This window comes from Paraburkholderia caledonica, from assembly GCF_000383275.1.
Classification (GTDB): domain Bacteria; phylum Pseudomonadota; class Gammaproteobacteria; order Burkholderiales; family Burkholderiaceae; genus Paraburkholderia; species Paraburkholderia caledonica.
The window spans coordinates 414,851-432,531 of sequence record NZ_KB911035.1 but is presented as its reverse complement, the minus strand read 5'-3'; the positions used below and the strand labels follow the sequence as shown (position 1 = coordinate 432,531).

19 protein-coding genes are annotated in these 17,681 nt (G+C 61.5%); 15 read left to right on the top strand and 4 right to left on the bottom strand.

The window, feature by feature from the left end:
- The first annotated feature begins 57 nt into the window (after positions 1 to 57).
- Positions 58 to 765, top strand: a complete 708-nt coding sequence (locus H281_RS0108100; protein WP_027804402.1) for a pirin family protein — start codon at positions 58 to 60, stop codon at positions 763 to 765.
- Positions 766 to 819: 54 nt separating this feature from the next.
- On the opposite strand, the gene H281_RS0108095 is transcribed toward H281_RS0108100, so the two are convergent.
- The 3 genes from H281_RS0108095 to pdxR all read right to left on the bottom strand — a co-directional run bounded on the left by H281_RS0108095 (position 820) and on the right by pdxR (position 3,247).
- The gene (locus H281_RS0108095; protein ID WP_020066589.1) at positions 820 to 1,275 is read right to left on the bottom strand and encodes a carboxymuconolactone decarboxylase family protein; all 456 of its coding nucleotides are present in this window, start codon (positions 1,273 to 1,275) and stop codon (positions 820 to 822) included.
- Between the two features lie 23 nt (positions 1,276 to 1,298).
- Positions 1,299 to 1,715, bottom strand: coding sequence for a cupin domain-containing protein (locus H281_RS0108090; protein ID WP_020066588.1), 417 nt, complete (start codon positions 1,713 to 1,715; stop codon positions 1,299 to 1,301).
- Positions 1,716 to 1,834: 119 nt separating this feature from the next.
- Positions 1,835 to 3,247, bottom strand: coding sequence for a MocR-like pyridoxine biosynthesis transcription factor PdxR (pdxR, locus tag H281_RS0108085; RefSeq protein ID WP_020066587.1), 1,413 nt, complete (start codon positions 3,245 to 3,247; stop codon positions 1,835 to 1,837).
- Between the two features lie 194 nt (positions 3,248 to 3,441).
- Here pdxR and H281_RS0108080 point away from each other — a divergent pair, with 194 nt between their 5' ends.
- The 9 genes from H281_RS0108080 (at position 3,442) to H281_RS0108040 (ending at position 11,548) form a co-directional block, all read left to right on the top strand.
- The gene (locus H281_RS0108080; protein ID WP_020066586.1) at positions 3,442 to 4,098 is read left to right on the top strand and encodes an HD domain-containing protein; all 657 of its coding nucleotides are present in this window, start codon (positions 3,442 to 3,444) and stop codon (positions 4,096 to 4,098) included.
- 31 nt (positions 4,099 to 4,129) lie between these two features.
- The gene (locus H281_RS0108075) at positions 4,130 to 4,900 is read left to right on the top strand and encodes an HD domain-containing protein (RefSeq protein ID WP_123282647.1); all 771 of its coding nucleotides are present in this window, start codon (positions 4,130 to 4,132) and stop codon (positions 4,898 to 4,900) included.
- 147 nt (positions 4,901 to 5,047) lie between these two features.
- Positions 5,048 to 5,596: an RNA polymerase sigma factor gene (locus H281_RS0108070; protein ID WP_027804400.1), complete on the top strand. Its 549-nt coding sequence runs from the start codon at positions 5,048 to 5,050 to the stop codon at positions 5,594 to 5,596.
- 148 nt (positions 5,597 to 5,744) lie between these two features.
- Positions 5,745 to 6,032, top strand: a complete 288-nt coding sequence (locus tag H281_RS0108065) for a DUF1330 domain-containing protein (protein WP_020066583.1) — start codon at positions 5,745 to 5,747, stop codon at positions 6,030 to 6,032.
- A 192-nt stretch (positions 6,033 to 6,224) separates the two neighbouring features.
- A complete protein-coding gene (locus H281_RS0108060) occupies positions 6,225 to 6,662 on the top strand; it encodes a MarR family winged helix-turn-helix transcriptional regulator (protein WP_020066582.1) in 438 nt (145 codons plus the stop codon).
- A gap of 50 nt (positions 6,663 to 6,712) precedes the next feature.
- Positions 6,713 to 8,206, top strand: a complete 1,494-nt coding sequence (locus H281_RS34435) for an efflux transporter outer membrane subunit (protein WP_033379495.1) — start codon at positions 6,713 to 6,715, stop codon at positions 8,204 to 8,206.
- 36 nt (positions 8,207 to 8,242) lie between these two features.
- Positions 8,243 to 9,490, top strand: a complete 1,248-nt coding sequence (locus H281_RS0108050; protein WP_020066580.1) for an HlyD family efflux transporter periplasmic adaptor subunit — start codon at positions 8,243 to 8,245, stop codon at positions 9,488 to 9,490.
- Between the two features lie 79 nt (positions 9,491 to 9,569).
- The gene (locus H281_RS0108045) at positions 9,570 to 11,129 is read left to right on the top strand and encodes a DHA2 family efflux MFS transporter permease subunit (RefSeq protein ID WP_020066579.1); all 1,560 of its coding nucleotides are present in this window, start codon (positions 9,570 to 9,572) and stop codon (positions 11,127 to 11,129) included.
- 92 nt (positions 11,130 to 11,221) lie between these two features.
- On the top strand, positions 11,222 to 11,548 hold the full coding sequence (locus H281_RS0108040; RefSeq protein ID WP_020066578.1) for a hypothetical protein: 327 nt from the start codon (positions 11,222 to 11,224) through the stop codon (positions 11,546 to 11,548).
- Positions 11,549 to 11,683: 135 nt separating this feature from the next.
- Here the strand turns inward: H281_RS0108040 and H281_RS0108035 are convergent, their stop codons facing one another.
- Positions 11,684 to 12,655, bottom strand: a complete 972-nt coding sequence (locus H281_RS0108035; RefSeq protein WP_020066577.1) for a LysR family transcriptional regulator — start codon at positions 12,653 to 12,655, stop codon at positions 11,684 to 11,686.
- A 100-nt stretch (positions 12,656 to 12,755) separates the two neighbouring features.
- Here H281_RS0108035 and H281_RS0108030 point away from each other — a divergent pair, with 100 nt between their 5' ends.
- From H281_RS0108030 to H281_RS0108010, 5 genes are all read left to right on the top strand, one after another.
- Positions 12,756 to 13,832 carry an ABC transporter ATP-binding protein gene (locus tag H281_RS0108030; protein ID WP_020066576.1) on the top strand — a complete coding sequence of 359 codons (1,077 nt, stop codon included), beginning with the start codon at positions 12,756 to 12,758 and terminating at the stop codon, positions 13,830 to 13,832.
- A gap of 63 nt (positions 13,833 to 13,895) precedes the next feature.
- Positions 13,896 to 14,606, top strand: a complete 711-nt coding sequence (locus tag H281_RS0108025; RefSeq protein WP_020066575.1) for an HAD-IA family hydrolase — start codon at positions 13,896 to 13,898, stop codon at positions 14,604 to 14,606.
- A gap of 3 nt (positions 14,607 to 14,609) precedes the next feature.
- Positions 14,610 to 15,959, top strand: a complete 1,350-nt coding sequence (locus tag H281_RS0108020; protein WP_020066574.1) for an NAD(P)/FAD-dependent oxidoreductase — start codon at positions 14,610 to 14,612, stop codon at positions 15,957 to 15,959.
- Positions 15,956 to 16,867, top strand: a complete 912-nt coding sequence (locus tag H281_RS0108015) for an ABC transporter permease (protein WP_020066573.1) — start codon at positions 15,956 to 15,958, stop codon at positions 16,865 to 16,867. Before H281_RS0108020 ends, H281_RS0108015 begins: the two co-directional genes overlap by 4 nt.
- Positions 16,864 to 17,658: an ABC transporter permease gene (locus H281_RS0108010; RefSeq protein WP_020066572.1), complete on the top strand. Its 795-nt coding sequence runs from the start codon at positions 16,864 to 16,866 to the stop codon at positions 17,656 to 17,658. The genes H281_RS0108015 and H281_RS0108010 overlap by 4 nt, the downstream gene beginning before the upstream one ends.
- Positions 17,659 to 17,681 lie beyond the last annotated feature (23 nt).

Sequence of the window (17,681 nt, the reverse complement as noted above, 5' to 3'; positions counted from 1 at the left end):
TCTTCGACGATTGCACCGGCGCGCGCACGCGTGCGCGCGATCCAACTCAGGCACATCATGATCGAACATCGTCCTTTTCTGTCGCTCGATGTAATCAGTCGCGACTGGCTGGAAGCGCGGCTGCATTTTCGCTTTGGCGGCTGCGGACGCGCCGGTCATGTGCCGCTCGGCGCGCTCTACGTATGGAACGACGATGAGTTCGCAGCACACTCGGGCTTCGGCCTTCATGCTCACCGTGAAGTCGAGATCGTGACGTGGGTGCGCTCAGGCGCAATTACGCACGAAGACGACGCCGGCAATCGGGCACGTCTGGTCGCCGACTCCGTGCAGGCAATGAGCGCGGGTTGCGCGGTACATCACGCCGAGCGCAACGAGGAGAGTTCGCCGGCGCGGCTGTTTCAGATCTGGTTGCACCCGCGCACGCTGGGCGGCACGCCGCGTTGGGCGACGCGTGTCTGTTCGCGCGAGTGTCGCGAAGGCCGCTTCGTCACGCTGGCGAGCGGCGATCCGGACGACGTGCGTGCAGGCGCGTTGCCTATCAATGCCGACGCTCGCGTGCGCATCGCGACGATACGCGAAGGCGCAACGCTGCATCACGTGTTGCGTCCGCCAGGCCACGCGTATCTGGTTACCGATCACGGCCGCCTCGACGTGGGAGAGGTTCGGCTCGCGCCACGCGATGGAGTCGTGGTTACCGGCGAATCGCAGCTTACGATGACAGCGCGAGACGACACCGACATCGTGATGGTCGAACTGGTTGGCTAACGACGCCGTTGCGATGTGCCCGGATTGATGTGTCCGCAGCGATGTGAAGCGTGATCACTGCCCAACTGCGGCCTGAGGTGTGTTCCGGAAGCTGATCGCCATGCGGTTATAAGTGTTCATGAGTCCGATGGCGATTGTGAGGTCGACCAGTTCGCGCTCGTCGAACACTGCACGGGCTGCCTCGTAGGCTTCGTCGGGTACGCCGGTCTGTGCAACGCGTGTGACCGATTCGGCCCACGCAAGTGCGGCACGCTCACGTTCGTCGAACAGGTTGCCGGCTTCCGCCCAGGCCTGCAGGAGCGCGAGCTTTTCGACTTTCACGCCTTTTTTCAGCAGATCGCGTGTATGCATGTCGAGGCAGTACGCACAGTTGTTGATCTGCGAAACACGAAGGTAGACCAGGTCTACGAGAACAGGCGACAGGCCGCTCTGCAGAACATAGCCGTAAACACCACCGAGGGCTTTCGCGCCCGCAGGTGCGATGTGGTTGTAGTCCAGACGCATGCTCATACCTTTACTCCTTGATGTACTGATTACTCGACCGGGGTGGTCAGGGCCTTGTCGTTGCTGTCCACCACGAACACCGCCAGCAACTTCGCCGGCTTGGTTTTGCTTGCATTGCGGCTGACACGGTGAACCGCGCCGGGCTCCTCGAAGAAGCTTTCGCCGGCGTGGTAGATCCGCTTCGGGCCGTCGTCGACTTGCGACTCGATGGCGCCCGACACGACGTATGCATAGATAAAAGCCGACTTCGCATGCTCGTGTGCGTGCGACGCTGCGGCGGGCGCATAGTCGACAACGACCGCAATCAACGACTTGCCGGGGATGTTGGGAATCGCGTGCTGGAAGTTCGGCGTGACGGTCTCAGCCGTGCCATGCGCGGTAGCCGGTACGGCAATGGAAAGAGCAATGCCTGCGGCGAGAGCACCGGCGATAGATCGAATGTTCATGATGTTGCATCTCCTTGGTGTCCTAGCATTGTGGGTCCGGGCCGGACCACAAGAAAGAACCAAGAATGAACATTCTTTATGTACCATTCAGCGGGCAGCAAGCCCGCATTGCCTGTCGCCTAGCTACCCTTGCGAACCACTTCCACCAGCCGGCGACAGTGTTCGACTATCTTGCGTTCATCGAGGTTGGTCACGCTCAGCAGTAAGCCCTGTGGGCCAGAAGACTGCAGATACCAAGGCGACAAAGGCGCAGGCGCCAGGCGGGATTGCAATGCTCGCATGGCAATGTCTACGTCAGATGTAGAGCGGGGAAGCGTGGTCACGATGGCCGTACCCGCAGCCGCATGCACTCTTATCGAGTCCGGCGCCAACTCGTTGAGACAACGAAGCAGGCTATCGCGCCGCGTGGCGTAAAGACGCTTCATATGCCGAAGGTGCCGAAGATAGTGCCCATCGCGTAGAAACTCTGCCACGGCGTGTTGCACGAACGACCCCGGTGCCGGCATCAGGCACGCTGCGATGTCGCCAAAACGGCGAACCATTTCAACCGGGACCACCAGAAAGCCAAGTCGGAGCGCCGGGCTAATAGTCTTGCTGAAGCTGCCGATATGCAACACCCGTCCGTCTGGATCCAGCGATGCCAAGGCCGGCGCTGCGCGACCCTTCAACTGGAGCTCACTGAGGTAATCGTCTTCGATGATCCATGCGTCGTTTCGTCGAGCCCATGCGAGCAACGCTAGCCGCCTGGGGAGCGACATGGCCATTCCGAGGGGCGCCTGCTGGCCCGGTGTCACGACTGCAAGAGCGGCTTCAGCAGAACTCCGGATGCCGGCTTCCACGTCGAGCCCGTCTGCATCGACTGGAATGGCTCTCACCGTCATTCCCGCCAATTCGAGCGCGGTACGCGTGAGCGGAAAACCCGGATCTTCTAACCATGCTTCTTTGCCTTCAACACCGAGTCCCCTGATCGCGAGGCCGAGTGCTGCCGAGAATCCCGCAGTGACAAGAACCTGTGATGGACTGCACCGCAAGCCTCGTGCTACGCCCAGATAGGCTGCAATTTCCTTCCGGAAGTCCGGATCGCCCCGCGGATCAGGGTAGCCGACCGGCGCAGCCGCAGCCCGCCGCGCCGCGCGCGTGAGTACACGCGACCATAGCTTGAAAGGAAAGGCGTCCTCGGAAGGCACACCCATTTGAAACGCCAAAGGAGCCGCGCCGAATGCGTGGAACAGATCGGGGAACGGCGGCGCTTCCGGTGACCGCGCGGGCGATGCAGGCAAGGGCGGCCGCTCGGCAACCCGGGTGCCGGCCGCTCCACAAGCGACCGCGAACTGCTCATCGATCAGACGTTCATAGGCCACACGGACCGTGCCTCGCGAGACGCCGATCTGCGCGGCCAGATCCAGCCACGATGGCAGCCGTGCGCCGGCGGCAAGCTGCCCCGTCTCTATGGCGTGTCGAACCGCGCCGTAGATTTGTGTGGACAGCGATGTGCTCGCGGAGCGATCCAGGCCAATTGGGAGCGTCGTCATAGCCCTCAATGGTACATCCAGAATCGTCAATCTTGGGTCTGTATTGTGGCCCGATAGGAGCGTAACTTCCTCCCTATACAGCGGCTCGACAGTGGCGATTTCATTGAAGTACGCAGTCGGTGCGCGAGCCAGCGACAGGCAGCAGCCGTTGCCAGGTGCCCGTAAATGCAGGACCAGATGAATGGAGAAGAGCGATGCAGACGAACGGAAAATCCAGCGTGAAGATACCTGACAGCAAATTGGCACGTGAGGTGACTGAGCTTATTCGGGACACGGAAAATGAATTGCTGTTCATGCACTCCGCTCGCGTGTATCTCTGGGGCGCATTGCTCGGAGAACGCAAAGGCGTGACCTTCGATCCGGAATTGCTTTACGTCGCGGCTATGTTCCACGACATTGGTCTGACGTCGATCTATCACGAGAGCCAGCTTCGCTTCGAAGTGGATGGCGCGAACGCCGCGCGGGATTTTCTGCGAAGCCACCGCATCGCCGAGGCGGACATCGACAAGGTCTGGAATGCCGTCGCTCTGCACACGACGCCTGGCATCCCGGAACACATGCACGGAGAAATTGCCCTGTTGCAGGCAGGCGCAGGAATGGACGTAGCGGGGCGCGGCTTCGAAGAATTCACCGACGAAGAACGCGACGCGGTGATTGCTGCGTATCCCCGGGACCCCGGTTTTGCAAACAGGATCATCGATGCTTTCTATCACGGTATGAAGCATCGCCCGGGCAGCACGTTCGGCACATTCAACGACGACTTCCTCGCCTACAAGGACCCGGAATTCGTGCGAACGAACGTTTGCAGCATCATTCTCAATTCGAATTGGGAACAGCGAACTACCCGCTAAGGGTGCATTTCTTTGCGAGAAGGAGAACATCATGAAGTCCCGCAGTACTGTCGCTGCAATTTGCGCCGCTGTTGCTCTTGCGGTTGGGGGAATGGTCCCGACCCTCGACGCGCACGCGCAAGCGCAGCCCACGTTCAATCAATCCACGGCGAATGCCGGCGACGAGGTTTCTGGCGTAAAAATCCCCGACAGCAAAATGGCGCGCGACGCAGCGCAACTCATTCGCGAATCGGAGGGCGATTTTCTGTTTCAGCATTCCACGCGTGTCTATTATTGGGCTGCCCTGGCAGGAAAGCGCAAAGGTCTCGCGTTCGACCCGGAACTTCTCTACGTTGCGTCCATGTTCCATGATTTCGGCCTGACGGCCGGCTATGGGCAAAGCCACTTGCGCTATGAAGTGGATGGCGCGAACGCGGCACGTGACTTTTTGCGAAGTCACGGCGTTTCCGAGGCCAATAGCCAGATGGTCTGGCTTGCGATTGCATTGCACACGACCAATGGAATTTCCGCAAATCTGTTCCCCATGGCCGCACTGGTTGCCGAAGGCGCCAACATGGATCTCGTGGGCGCAGGCTATGACGACTTCACAGTCGCTCAGCGGAGCGCCGTCGAGGCGGCTTATCCGCATCCGCCGCAATTTGCTGAGGACTTCATGCAGGCCCTCTACGATAGCCTCAAGCATCGTCCGGAGACCACGCAGGGAACAGGTCTGGCCGATGTCATGGCCTACAAGGACCCTGGTTTCGTCCGCAGAGACTTCAGCAAGCTGATGCGCAACTCGCATTGGGCTACTGGGAAATGACCGGCGCATTGTTGGTTGCGTCGGTTGCGGTAGTCGCGGTAGTCGCGGTGGTCTCGGCACAGTTCGACCGCGACTTCCGTCGGCCCTTGATCATCGCCGGTTCCCGGCGGGCGCGTCGTCCGGTAACCCGTTTTCACCCAGTCGATCATGTCAACAGCAGATGCCGGGAAGTTGCACAGTCTTCTGCCAGGCATGCTTCCGCGCCTTTGGGCGTTCTCTATTCGCCTGTGCCGTAACCGGCATGACGCAGAACGCGTACTTGAGCGCGCCTGTGCGCAGGGACTCGAGCGCGCCGACCAGTTAGAGCCCGGCACTGCGCCGCTAAGCTGGATGTTCTCGATCATTCATTCCACATGGACCGACGAACTGCGCACGCGCAAGCTGCCAAGCCGTTCGATCATGGAATGCGCTAACGACTTGCAAGAGACCGTGCGCGATTCCCGTGAGCGCGATCCGGGAGACGGCCTCGATCTGATTATCGCGGCCGTCGAGCGTTTGCCGGAAGCGCAACGGATCGTGATGCTGCTGGTCGCGGTTGAAGGGCTCAGCTATTCGCAAGCGGCCGACGTGGTCGGCGTGCCCATCGGAGCCGTCATGAGCCGGCTTTCGCGCGCGCGGCAGACCATCGGCGCCCAATTCACACAGCGCTCGACTGCCGACGCTCGGTCATTCACGCCCGGGCGAGCGACGCGATGACGCGTAACGCGGTTGCGCCAGGCGCCACCATCGCGGATAAGCAATGCCAGTATGACGGACCGCCTGGCAGCGACGCTGTACGCCGAAGCACGATGCGATTTCATGGCATCATCGTACGCACCTTCCCACCAACGCAGGAGCGTATGTCATGGCCACATATATCGTCTTCACGAAGGAAAGCACGCAGGATCAGCAGGAACTCGACATTTATCAGAGCAAGGTCGGCGCCACTTTCAAAGGCCATCCCGTCAAGATTCTCGCTGCCTATGGACCTCAACAGGTTCTGGAGGGCGAAGCGCCAGAGGGTGTCGTGATCGTGGAGTTTCCGTCCACTGCGGAAGCGCGTGCCTGGTACGACGGTCCCGAATATCAGGAAGTCGCGCAGCACCGGTTCAAAGGCGCGCGCTATCGCGCCGTTCTCGTCGAAGGCGTGTAAGAAGGGCGACGATGCCCGGCCCATTGAATTGAGCGCGACCCCGCCCGCGAATGACGCGGGCACGCGGCAATTCCTCTTCGCGGCAGGACCGGGAGTCTCCGGTTAGCGCAATATTTGAAACATTGATGTCCAGCATCGAGCTTGGAGATATCTGACAATGCAGATATATTGCTCTCCAGGCAAGGAGCAAAGATGAACCACTACACGAGCGACAATTTCACCGTGACCGAGAGCGTGGGATTCGCCATCAACAAGGCGCGCAACCTTCTGGTGACGGAGATAGACGCAGAACTCAAGGATCTCGACATCACGGCCCAGCAAATGGGCATTCTTCTGTCCATGCGCCAGGACATTGCGAGCACTCCGTTCGAACTGTCCACGTTGCTCGGTATAGACACCGGCCTGATGACGCGCATGCTCGACAAACTCGAAACGAAGGGTTTGCTTCAGCGCTCCCGCAGTCTTGAAGATCGCCGGGTCGTCAACCTGAAGCTGACGAAGAAGGGCGAAGCAGTGGCAGACCACCTGCCCGACAGGGTGCCGGTCGTGCTGAACAAGCGGCTGAAGAAATTCACCAAGGCCGAATTCCATGAGCTGCGCCGTCTGCTGTTCAAGTTTCTCGAAGATTGAGCGAAGCGTTCGCACAAAATTTTTTGTCCATATATCTGACAGGTCAGAAAATGAGTAGACAGTTAAATCGACGAATGATCGGAACGCGAATTGCGAAATCCGGCATGACGGTGATCTTCGCGGCAGTGCTATCGGCCTGCGCAAACTATGCAGGTATCTCGAGCGACAAGCAGCTTGCGACGCCAGATACCTATGCGACGCAGCAAAGCATTCCTGCTGACAGCGGTCAGTGGCCCGCCGTCGACTGGGCCGATCAGTTCGGCGACGCCCAACTGAAGGCGCTGTTAGAGGAAGCATTGAAAGGCAACCCGTCGATCGAACAGGCGCGTGCACGCGTTGCCGCCGCCGCTGCGTACAGCGAGACGGCGAAGGCGAGCACGATGCCGCAAGTCGGGGCGACTTACTCGTTCACGCGGCAGCAGTATTCGAGCACGGCACTCGTGCCGCCTCCGTACGGCGGGTCATGGCAATCGGAGAACAAGGGTTTGCTGTCCGCATCGTATGACCTGGATTTGTGGGGCAAGAATCGCGAAGCACTGAAAGCCTCGCTGTCGCAGTTGCAAGCAAGCAAGGCCGATGCGGAAGTCGTCAGACTCTCGCTGACATCCGCCACGGCGCGCGCGTATAACCAGCTTGCTCGTCTCTTTGCGTTGCGCGACATCGCGCAGCAGGAAGTGACGCAGCGCGAACAGATTGACCGAATTACGGCCGGCCGGATTGCAACTGGACTCGACACGCAGGTCGAGCGCAAGACCGCGCAGGCGAACCTCGCTAGCAGCCGGGCCGCGCTGGCGTCGCTGGACGGCAGCATTCTCACCACGCGATATCAGCTTGCCGCATTGCTCGGCGCAGGACCTGACCGAGGTCTTGCAATTGCCCGTCCGTCGCTCGGTATCGGCGATGAAGTGCGTCTGCCGGCCAATCTGCCCGCTGACCTCGTCAGCCGGCGCCCGGATCTGGTCGCCGCTAAATGGCGAGTCGACGCGCTGGTGCACGACGTGAAGGAGGCCAAGGCCGAGTTCTATCCCGACATCAACCTCAGTGCGGCTATTGGCCTCGACGCATTCGGCTTCGGCCGCTTCCTCAATGCGGCGAGCCGCACGGCATCGGTGGGTCCGGCGATCCATCTGCCGATTTTCGACGGCGGTCAGTTGCGGGCGCAACTTAAAGGCCGCTATGCCGATTTCGACTACGCCGTCGCTGCATATAACCAGACGCTCGTCACTGCACTGTCCGAAGTTGCCACTCAGCTCGCGCAAATCCGTTCCACCGACGAGCAGCTCGTCGACGCGCTAGCCGCGCAGGAAGCCGCCCGCAGCGCCGATCAACTGGCGCTCGTGCAATACAAGGCGGGACTCGCGAATCAGCTCACGGTGTTGAACGCGGACACCACGGCGCTTCAAGCCGACGAGCAGGTCGCGAATCTGAAGATGAACCGGCGCGATCAGCAGATCGCATTGGCAGCGGCGCTGGGCGGCGGCTATTCCGACAATGCCGGTGCCGCGCCTGCAGTCAAACTCAATCCAGTCGTCGCCGTGCGTTGAGCGCGACGTATTTCAGATCCTGTCAGGAGTCACACAATGAGCGATAGCATCAACGCCGACCGAGCGAAGGCGGACGCAGACCAACCCCAACCCCAACAAACGCAAGGCACTACGCGGCGCAAGTTGCTGCTCGCGTTGCTGGCCGCCGCGATAGTGGCAGCCGGCGCAGCGTACGGCGTGTATTACGTGACGACCGGTCAGTATCACGAGGCTACCGACGATGCATACGTTAGTGGCAATCTCGTGCAACTGACGCCGCAGGTCAGCGGCACCGTCGTTGCAGTGAACGCCGACGATACGCAGATCGTCAAGCAGGGCGCGCCGGTCGTGACGCTCGACAACGCGGATGCCAGAGACGCGCTTGCCAATGCCGAAGCAACGCTGGGGCAGACCGTGCGGCAAGTCAGCGGTCTTTACGTGAACAACGACTACTACGCAGCAACGGTCGCGCAGCGCGAGTCGGATCTCGCGCGCGCCGTCAGTGATCTGAAGCGACGTCAGGCGGTCGCGGAAACCGGCGCGGTGTCCGGCGAGGACGTGGCACACGCGCGCGATGCGGTCAGCGCCGCGCAGGCCGCGCTCGACGCCGCGCGTCAGCAGGCCGAAGCAAACCGTGCGCTGACCGACCGCACGTCGATCGAACAGCATCCGAACGTTCTGGCGGCGTCTTCCAAAGTACGCGACGCTTATCTGAACTACGCGCGCAACACCTTGCCTGCTCCGGTCACCGGCTATGTGGCACGACGTTCTGTACAGGTCGGTCAACGAGTCGCGCCCGGCACGCCGTTGATGGCGATCGTCCCCCTCAACGAGGTGTGGGTCGATGCGAACTTCAAGGAGAGCCAACTCAGGCGCATGCGCATCGGCCAACCGGTCACGCTTTCCGCCGACGTCTATGGTTCGAGCGTCAAATACCACGGCCGCATGGTGGGCTTCTCTGCGGGAACCGGCTCGGCGTTCGCGGTACTGCCCGCTCAGAATGCGACCGGCAACTGGATCAAGGTCGTACAGCGTCTGCCCGCGCGCATTCAGCTCGATCAGAAGGAACTGGACGCACATCCGCTGCGGATCGGATTGTCAATGCAGGTCGAAGTCGAAACTCGCGACCAGTCGGGAACCCAACTCGGTGCGGCGGTGAATACTACCTATCGCACTGATGTATTTGCGCAGTACGGCGCGGATGCAGATGCGGAGATCGCCCGGATCATCGCGCAGAACATGCCGATGGCGCGCACAGCCGCAACGGCTGGCGTGAAAAAAAGCGCGACGCGCAAAGCGGGCTGAATACACGACGAGTGCTTTCCATTTTTTTTGTGCAATTAGCTGACAAGTCAGATATTAGCGACCTTCAACAGGTGATGAAATGAATCAATCGACGCGACCTGCAACGCTTCCGCCTTTGACGGGCGGCAAGCTTGTGCTCGCAACGCTTGCCGTAGCGCTGGCCACGTTCATGAATGTGCTCGACTCCTCGATTGCGAACGTGGCTATCCCGACTATCGCGGGCAACCTCGGCGTATCGGTCGATGAAGGAACATGGGTGATCACGCTCTTCGCCGCAGCCAACGCAATTTCGATTCCGTTGACAGGTTGGCTCACGCAGCGTGTCGGGCAGATCAAGCTTTTCGTCTGGGCGATATTGTTGTTCGTCATGTCTTCGTGGCTATGTGGAATAGCACCGAATCTGCCGGTTCTGCTCGCCGCGCGCATTTTGCAAGGCGCGGTAGCGGGCCCGTTGATCCCGCTTTCGCAGGCCATTCTGCTGGGCTCGTATCCGAAGGAGAAGAGTTCGCATGCGTTGGCGCTGTGGGCAATGACAGCGACTGTCGGCCCGATTGCAGGGCCTGCGCTCGGTGGCTGGATTACGGACAGCTATTCGTGGTCGTGGATCTTCTACATCAACATTCCGGTTGGGCTCTTTGCTGCGGGTGTGACATGGGCGATCTACCGCACGCGCGAGTCCCCAACGAAGCGTTCGCCGATCGACAAGATCGGGCTGATCTCGTTGATCGCGTGGGTCGGTTCGCTGCAGATCATGCTCGACAAGGGTAAGGACCTCGACTGGTTCAATTCCCCGGTAATCGTCGCGTTGACTGTGTTTGCAGGGATCAGCTTCGCATTCTTCGTGATCTGGGAGCTGACCGAGAAGAACCCGGTCATCGATCTGAGGCTGTTCGGCGGCCGCAATTTTCTTGGCGGCACGGTTGCGATTTCGGTTGCGTATGCGGTGTTTTTCTCAAACCTCGTCTTGCTGCCGCAGTGGATGCAGGGTTACCTGAACTACCGGTCCGTCGATGCAGGTCTCGCCACGGCGCCGCTCGGCATATTCGCCGTGATCCTTGCCCCTGTGATGGCGAAGATCATGCCGCGCTCGGATGCGCGCGTTCTCGCAACGTTGGCCTTTGTCGGCTTTGCGGGCGTGTTCTTCATGCGTTCGCACTACACGACCGGCGTGGATACCTGGACGCTCGTATTGCCCACCTTGTTGCAGGGCATACCGACCGCATTGTTCTTCGTGCCGCTGACCGCCATCATTCTTTCCGGCCTCGCGCCCGAGAAGATTCCCGCCGCCGCGGGTTTGTCGAATTTCGTGCGTGTGTTTGCGGGCGCAGTGGGAACGTCTCTTGCCGCAACCGGCTGGAACGATCGCACCATCTTGCATCACGCGAGACTGGCTGAGCAGACGGGCGTCACCAACCCTGTTTTCACCGCGGCACTGGATTCGGCGCAAGCTGCACTGGGAGGCAGCCGGTCTCAAGCGATGGCTTTCTTCGAACACTCGATGAACACCCAAGCCGCCATGCTTGGACTCAACGATATTTTCTGGTTGTCGGCGGTGATCTTCGTACTGATCATTCCGTTGATCTGGGTGACGAAGCCGGGCAAGACGAATTCGGCGGCCGCCGCTGCAGCGGGGCACTAGGAACTGGCACGCCCACGCGCCATTCGTCGTGCCTAAGTCGACGAACTTCCTGCCGGGCAGTTCTGTCCAAATCACGTAGGCTGGAGTCGATCATGAAGCCGTTCTACGTTGCCGCTACTGCCGTTGTTGCCGCCGCCACTATGCTGCTTGCCGGCTGTTCGTCGGCGTGGCCGCCGCCTGGCGAGCCAGTCGCCTCACACGTTTCGGCTACCACCGAAACTCGCACCTCGTCCGCTTATCAGGGTGCAAAGCCAGCCACGGCAGCCGCGCCGGTCGCAAGGCCGCCGGCGCTGAGCGTCGGTGTCACCGATCCCGACACGCAGCTGATTCTTCCCTGGTTTCTGGCTGACATCGTCAATGCGGTCAATACGCGTCAGTCGTTCGGCGACTTGATGCACACGATGAAAAACGGGCTTTGATCTGCCCTTGGTCCGTCGCGTTGTCTCGCTGCTCGCAGGCGATTCCGGAATTGGCCCGCGCACCCTGCGGCCGGAGTTTCCGCGCACCACTTGTTCTCATGCAGCGCCGTGGCCGCGGCAGTGCATTACCTGCCGTCAAACGATAGCGACGCCGCATTCCTTGAACGCCCCGCGCAATCCCAATTGCGGGTACGCACTCTCCAACGTGCGCAAATCGGCCCGCATTTCCTCGACGATCCAGTCGCGCACGTTCGCGACGATGGGCCGCAAAGGCCGGTTCGCGGGCGACACCAGACAGCAGCGCCGATTGGTCACGAGGATTTCTTCTTCGGCGGGGACGAGTGCGCGTTGCGACAGCCAGTGCGACACCACGTTCAGCCAGCCAAGCGCGATGCCCTGGCCGAGCAGCGCCGCCTGCACGACGATCGCGTAGTCGTTGAAGCTGAGCATGCTCGCCACGCGCCGCCCGTGCTGCTCGAACGCTCCAAAACGATGGTGCCAGCCGCGCTCCTCGTCGTCCATCACGATGACGGTGTCGCCGTGCTCACGGCCGGCGTCTGTCAGCGACGTTTCCTGATAGCGCGGATTGCACACGGGCAATAGGGTTTCGGGCATAACCAGCACGCTGTTTTCGTCGATGTCGCCGGCCTGCATGAAGCGCATGCCCAGATCGACATCGACAAGCGGTCCACCAATGCGCCCCGAAATGAGCTGAAACCGCAGATCGATTGACGGGAACGCCTCGTTCAGGCGGCTCATGCGCGGCATCAGCCAGTGCGTCGTAAATCCCGTGGATACCGACAGCGTGACCGATTCCACGCCCGTAGCACGCGCTTCTATTTCACGTATCGCGCTTTCTATGCCGTTGAATCCTTCTGAGATCTTGGTGTACAGAATGCGCCCGCTTTCGGTGAGTTCAATGCCGCCGCGCACGCGCTCGAAGAGGCGCACTCCGATGTGGTCTTCCATGCGAGCGAGCATACGGCTCACGGCGGGCTGGCTCACATAGAGTTCTTGCGCGGCACGCGTGAAGTTGCCGCAACGAGCGGCAGCCTCGAAGACGAACAGCGCATTCGCGCTCGGCAGTTTTTTGCGTAGATTCGGCATGACTTGATGTTATGCCCGATCCAACAATTTGGGAATTGCCGCCAAAAAGTTTGACACCTATATTTTCCCTAATGCAGGCCCTTCAGCGAGAGCAAACGCAATGGACGCACGAGCGAAAACAGGAGTCTCCATCCGGTCGGCAGCGAAGCGCTATGGACCCGTAATCGCGCTGGACGACGTCTCGCTCGACATCGAGCCAGGCGAGTTCGTGTCGCTGCTCGGACCGTCCGGGTCGGGCAAGACGACGCTGCTCGGCATCCTCGGTGGCTTTGTCCAGCCGACTTCCGGCTCGGTGTGGGTCGGCGAGCGGGACATTACATTTGCGCCGCCGCACAAACGCAACATTGGCATCGTGTTCCAGAACTACGCACTTTTTCCGCACATGACGGTGGGCGAAAACGTCGCGTTCCCGCTGCGCGCGCGCCGCGATCCGAAAGCGGGGTGGGCGGCGAGAGTGGCCGACGCGCTCGCGATGGTCGAACTGAGCGGTTATGAATCCCGCGGCATCAGTCAGCTTTCCGGCGGCCAACGTCAACGCGTCGCGCTTGCAAGAGCAATGGTCTTCGAGCCGCAACTGATCCTGATGGACGAGCCGCTTTCCGCGCTCGACAAGCAGCTGCGCGAAACGATGCAGATCGAGTTGCGGCGTCTGCATCGCAAGCTCGGCGCGACGATTGTCTACGTGACGCATGACCAGCGCGAAGCGCTGACCATGAGCGATCGCGTGGCCGTGTTGAAGAACGGCAAGCTCGTGCAGATCGATACGCCCGAGCGTCTCTATGACCGGCCTTGCGACGCGTTCGTCGCAAGCTTTATAGGCGAAGCGACGCTGCTCGATGTGCGCCGCGCAGGCGACGACGCCGTACGCCTCGGCGACGCGGTGTTGCGAACCGCGCACCCGTTGCCGCGCGGCGAGCGTTTGCTGCTTGCCGTGCAGACAGAAAAGCTCGTGATCGACGCCGGTCCGGCAGAGCCTGCCGCCAACCGGCTCTCGTGCCGCGTGACCGAAGTGCTGTACCAGGGAGAAAGCCTGCGCGTGTTCGCGACACTGGCTGACGGCACTTCGATCAGTCTGCGCCAGCCCGGCAATCACAACGCGCGCAGCCGCATTCCGTCACCGGGCGAACACATGACCGTTGTGCTCGATCCGCAGGACACGATCGTCGTGCCCGCCTGACTCTCCCCGCCCGCCCGGGCATACGTCTTACGAATTTAACGCAACCCGCAAAAGGATGATGCAATGAAGCTCACCGATTTCAAGGTCCTGACGTTCGACGTCGTCGGCACGCTGATCAACTTCGAACAGGGCGTGCTTGCGTCCGTGCGGCGCCTTGGCGGCGCGGCGGCGAAAGATCTCACCGACGACCAGATCTTCGAGCCGTATATGCGCGGACGCGCGAAGTATCCGGGTCGTTCGAGCCACGAAATGGCGAACGTGTATCTGTATCTTGCCGGCGAACTCGGCCTGCCCGACGACGCGCAATCCGCGGCGGCCTTCCAGCGCGACGTGCTGGAGTGGCCCGCGTTCGAAGACTCGGTCGAGGCCCTGAAGCGCCTGCGCAAACATTATCGCCTCGTCGCGATGACCAACGCGGACCGCGTCGCGTTGTCGGCCTACGCACATACCCTGGGCGACCCTTTCGACGACACCGTGTGCTGTGACGAAACGGGTGTCGCGAAACCGGACCCGCAGTTCTTTGCCTACAACCGCGGACGTCAGGCGGCATTCGGCTTCAAGTTCAACGAGATCCTGCACACCGCGCAGAGCCAGTATCACGACATCGGCATCGCGACGAAGCTGGGTTACTCGACCTGCTGGATCGAGCGACGCCAGGGCATGAAGGGTTTCGGCGCGACGCCGGTGCCTGAAGCCGTCACCGCGCCCACGTTCAAATTCGCAACGCTCGGCGCGCTCGCTGACGCGGTCGAAGCCGAAGCGCGCGCTGCTTAAGCCATGCTCGCGCCCGCCCTCCACAACGACTCGCAGCGGCCGCAGCCCGACTCGCTATGGCGTGCGATGGCCGCCCGCTTGGCGCAACGGCAGCCGCCCGTGAGCACGGGCGCGCCGCTCGCGCGCGATCTGGCGGTCGACGTGGCCGTGATCGGCGCGGGTTATTCGGGCCTGTCGGCCGCGTACGCGCTGCAAAAGCGCGGCGTCGATTGCGCCGTGTTCGATGCGAACCCGGTCGGTTGGGGCGCGAGCGGGCGCAACGGCGGGGTGGTGTCGTCGAAGTTCCGTTTGTCGTTTCCGCAAATCGACAAACTGCACGGACTCGATACCGCGAAGCGCATGCATCGGCTCGCGCACGACGGCGTGCGAGTGGTCGAATCGTTCGTCGACGAGTTCAAGCTCGAACGAGCGCACTTCGAGCACACAGGCAGCCTGCGTTGCGCGCACACCGAGCGCGCGTTCGCCGCGATCTGTGCGGAAGCCGATTGGGTGCGGACGCAGTTGGGCGACACGTCGATGACAGTGCAGTCGCGCGAAGAAGTGAGGCGCGAGACAGGATCGAGCGAGTTTGTGGGCGGCGTATTGAGCGCGGATGCAGGCACGATTTTGCCGCTCGAATATGTGTACGGGCTCGCGCGAGGCCTCACTGCGCGGGGCGTGCCGATTTACGAAGCCACGCCGGTTGTCGAAATGACGCGTTCGCAAGGCGGGCCCGCCGGCGTCGTGCTGCGAACGCCCGGCGGCACGGTGCGCGCGAGACAAGTCATTGTCGCGACCAACGCGTACTCCGATCTCACGTCCGCGACCGCTGCCTACCAGCGTGAACTCGTGCCGTTTCGCAGCGCAATGATTGCGACGGAACGCCTGCCCGCGGAACTCGATAATCGGCTCATGACGCAGCGCCGCAGCTATACGGAAACGCGGCGCATGATGAAGTGGTTTCGCAAGGTCGACGGCCGTATGCTGTTCGGCGGACGCGACGCGTTCGGCAAGGAAGGCCAGGCGACCGGCTTCGACGCGCTGCGACGCGCAATGGTCGCGCTATTTCCCGATCTCGCGGATCTGCGTATTGAATATCAGTGGTCCGGCTATGTCGACATGACGTTCAATGCGTTGCCGCATGTTGGCCGCAGCGACGACGCCACGACCTTTTGTCTGGGGTATAACGGAGCGGGCGTCGCGATGGCGAGCCTGCTTGGCCAGCATGCCGCAGCACTCGCACTCGGCGAGACACCTGAGCTTGCGTTGCTCGGCCAGCAAGGCTTGCGGCCCGTGCCGTTCCATTCGCTGCGCGCGCCCGGCGTTCGCGTCGTTGCCGCGTGGTACCAGTTTCTCGACGCTGTGGGTGCATGATGACGACAGCCAAACGGATTCTCCAGGACCCCGCCCTGATTCAAACAGTTGCCACGGACCCGTCGGCGCGCCACCAGCAACGCGAAGACCGCGCGATGCTGCTGTTGCTCGCGCCCGCATTGTTCGTCGTGGTCGTGCTGCTGGTGGTGCCGCTCGCGTGGCTGTCGTGGCAGTCCATCTGGCATGACGGCGGCTTCACGCTTGTCAATTACCGGCGCATTTTCACGGGCACCTATCTCGACACGTTCCTCATGACGTTCAAACTCAGCGTCATCGTGACGGGCGTGACGTTGCTGCTGGGCTATCCGGTTGCGTACTTTGCGGCGTCGGTATCGCCGCGATGGAGTGCGCTGATACTCGGCATGGTGATCCTGCCGTTCTGGACCAGCGTGCTCGTGCGTACCTATGCGTGGCTCGTGCTGCTGCAGCGCACCGGTCTCATCAACAAGGCGCTGCTTGCGACGGGTCTTGTCGATCGTCCGGTGCAACTTGCGTATAACCAGTTCGGCACCATTCTCGCGATGGTGCACATTCTGCTGCCTTTCATGGTGCTGCCGCTGTATTCGGCGATGCAGAAAATCCCCGCTAATCTTTCGCAGGCCGGCGCCAGTCTCGGCGGCTCGCCGCTGCACGTGTTCTGGCGCGTGTTCCTGCCGCTATCGATGAGCGGCGTCGTGGCAGGCGCCACGCTGGTATTCGTACTGTGCCTCGGTTTTTACATCACGCCCGAACTGATGGGCGGGGGCAAGTCCATCATGGTGTCGATGGTGGTGAGTCGCAACGTCGAGATTTATAACAGTTGGGGCGCTGCGAGCGCGGTCAGTGTCGTGCTGCTGCTCTGCGTGTTCGCGATTTTCTATGCCGCGAGCCGCGTGATTCCCCTGGAAAAGACCCTGGGCGCGAAATGAACAAGATCCCGTTCGGCAGAGTCGTGCTCGGCGTGCTCGTCGTGCTGATTCTCGGGTTTCTGATGCTGCCGGTGCTGATCGTCGTGCCGCTGTCGTTCTCCGACACGCGCTTCATGACGTTCCCGCCGCCCGCCTATTCGTTGCGCTGGTATCACGCGTTCTTCGACAACCCCGCGTGGATCGACGCGGCTCGCACGACGCTCGTGGCGTCCGTATGCGCAGCGGTGCTCGCGACGCCGCTCGGCATCGCCGCGGCCTATGCGATCCAGCACGGCACGCACTGGTCGATGCGCTATTTGCGCACGCTGCTCATGTTGCCGCTGATGGTGCCGATCATCATCGTCGCGGTGGGCGTGTTTTTCGTATTCACGCAGGCCGGTTATGTGAATACGCTGGGCGGCCTGATCGTCGCCGATACGATGCTCGGCCTGCCCTATGTGCTGATTTCCGTGGGCGCCGATTTGCGCACGTTCGACCGCACGCAGGAGATGGTCGCGCGCAGCCTCGGGATGAATCGCCTGCGCAGCTTTCTTGCGGTGACGCTTCCGCAGATCAAGGCGAGCGTGATTTCGGGTGCGGTGTTCGTCTTCATTCAGGCGCTCGACGAAACGGTGGTTGCATTGTTCATCTCGGGCGGCACGAACCAGACGCTCACGCGCCGCATGTTCGTTACGCTGCGCGACGAGATCGATCCCACCATCGCCGCGATCAGTACGATGCTGACCGCATTGACGTTGTGTCTCGTGATGATCGTCGTCGTGAGCCGCCGTTCTTCGGCGGCGCGGGCGTGATGTCTTTGAACTCTCTCTATGGG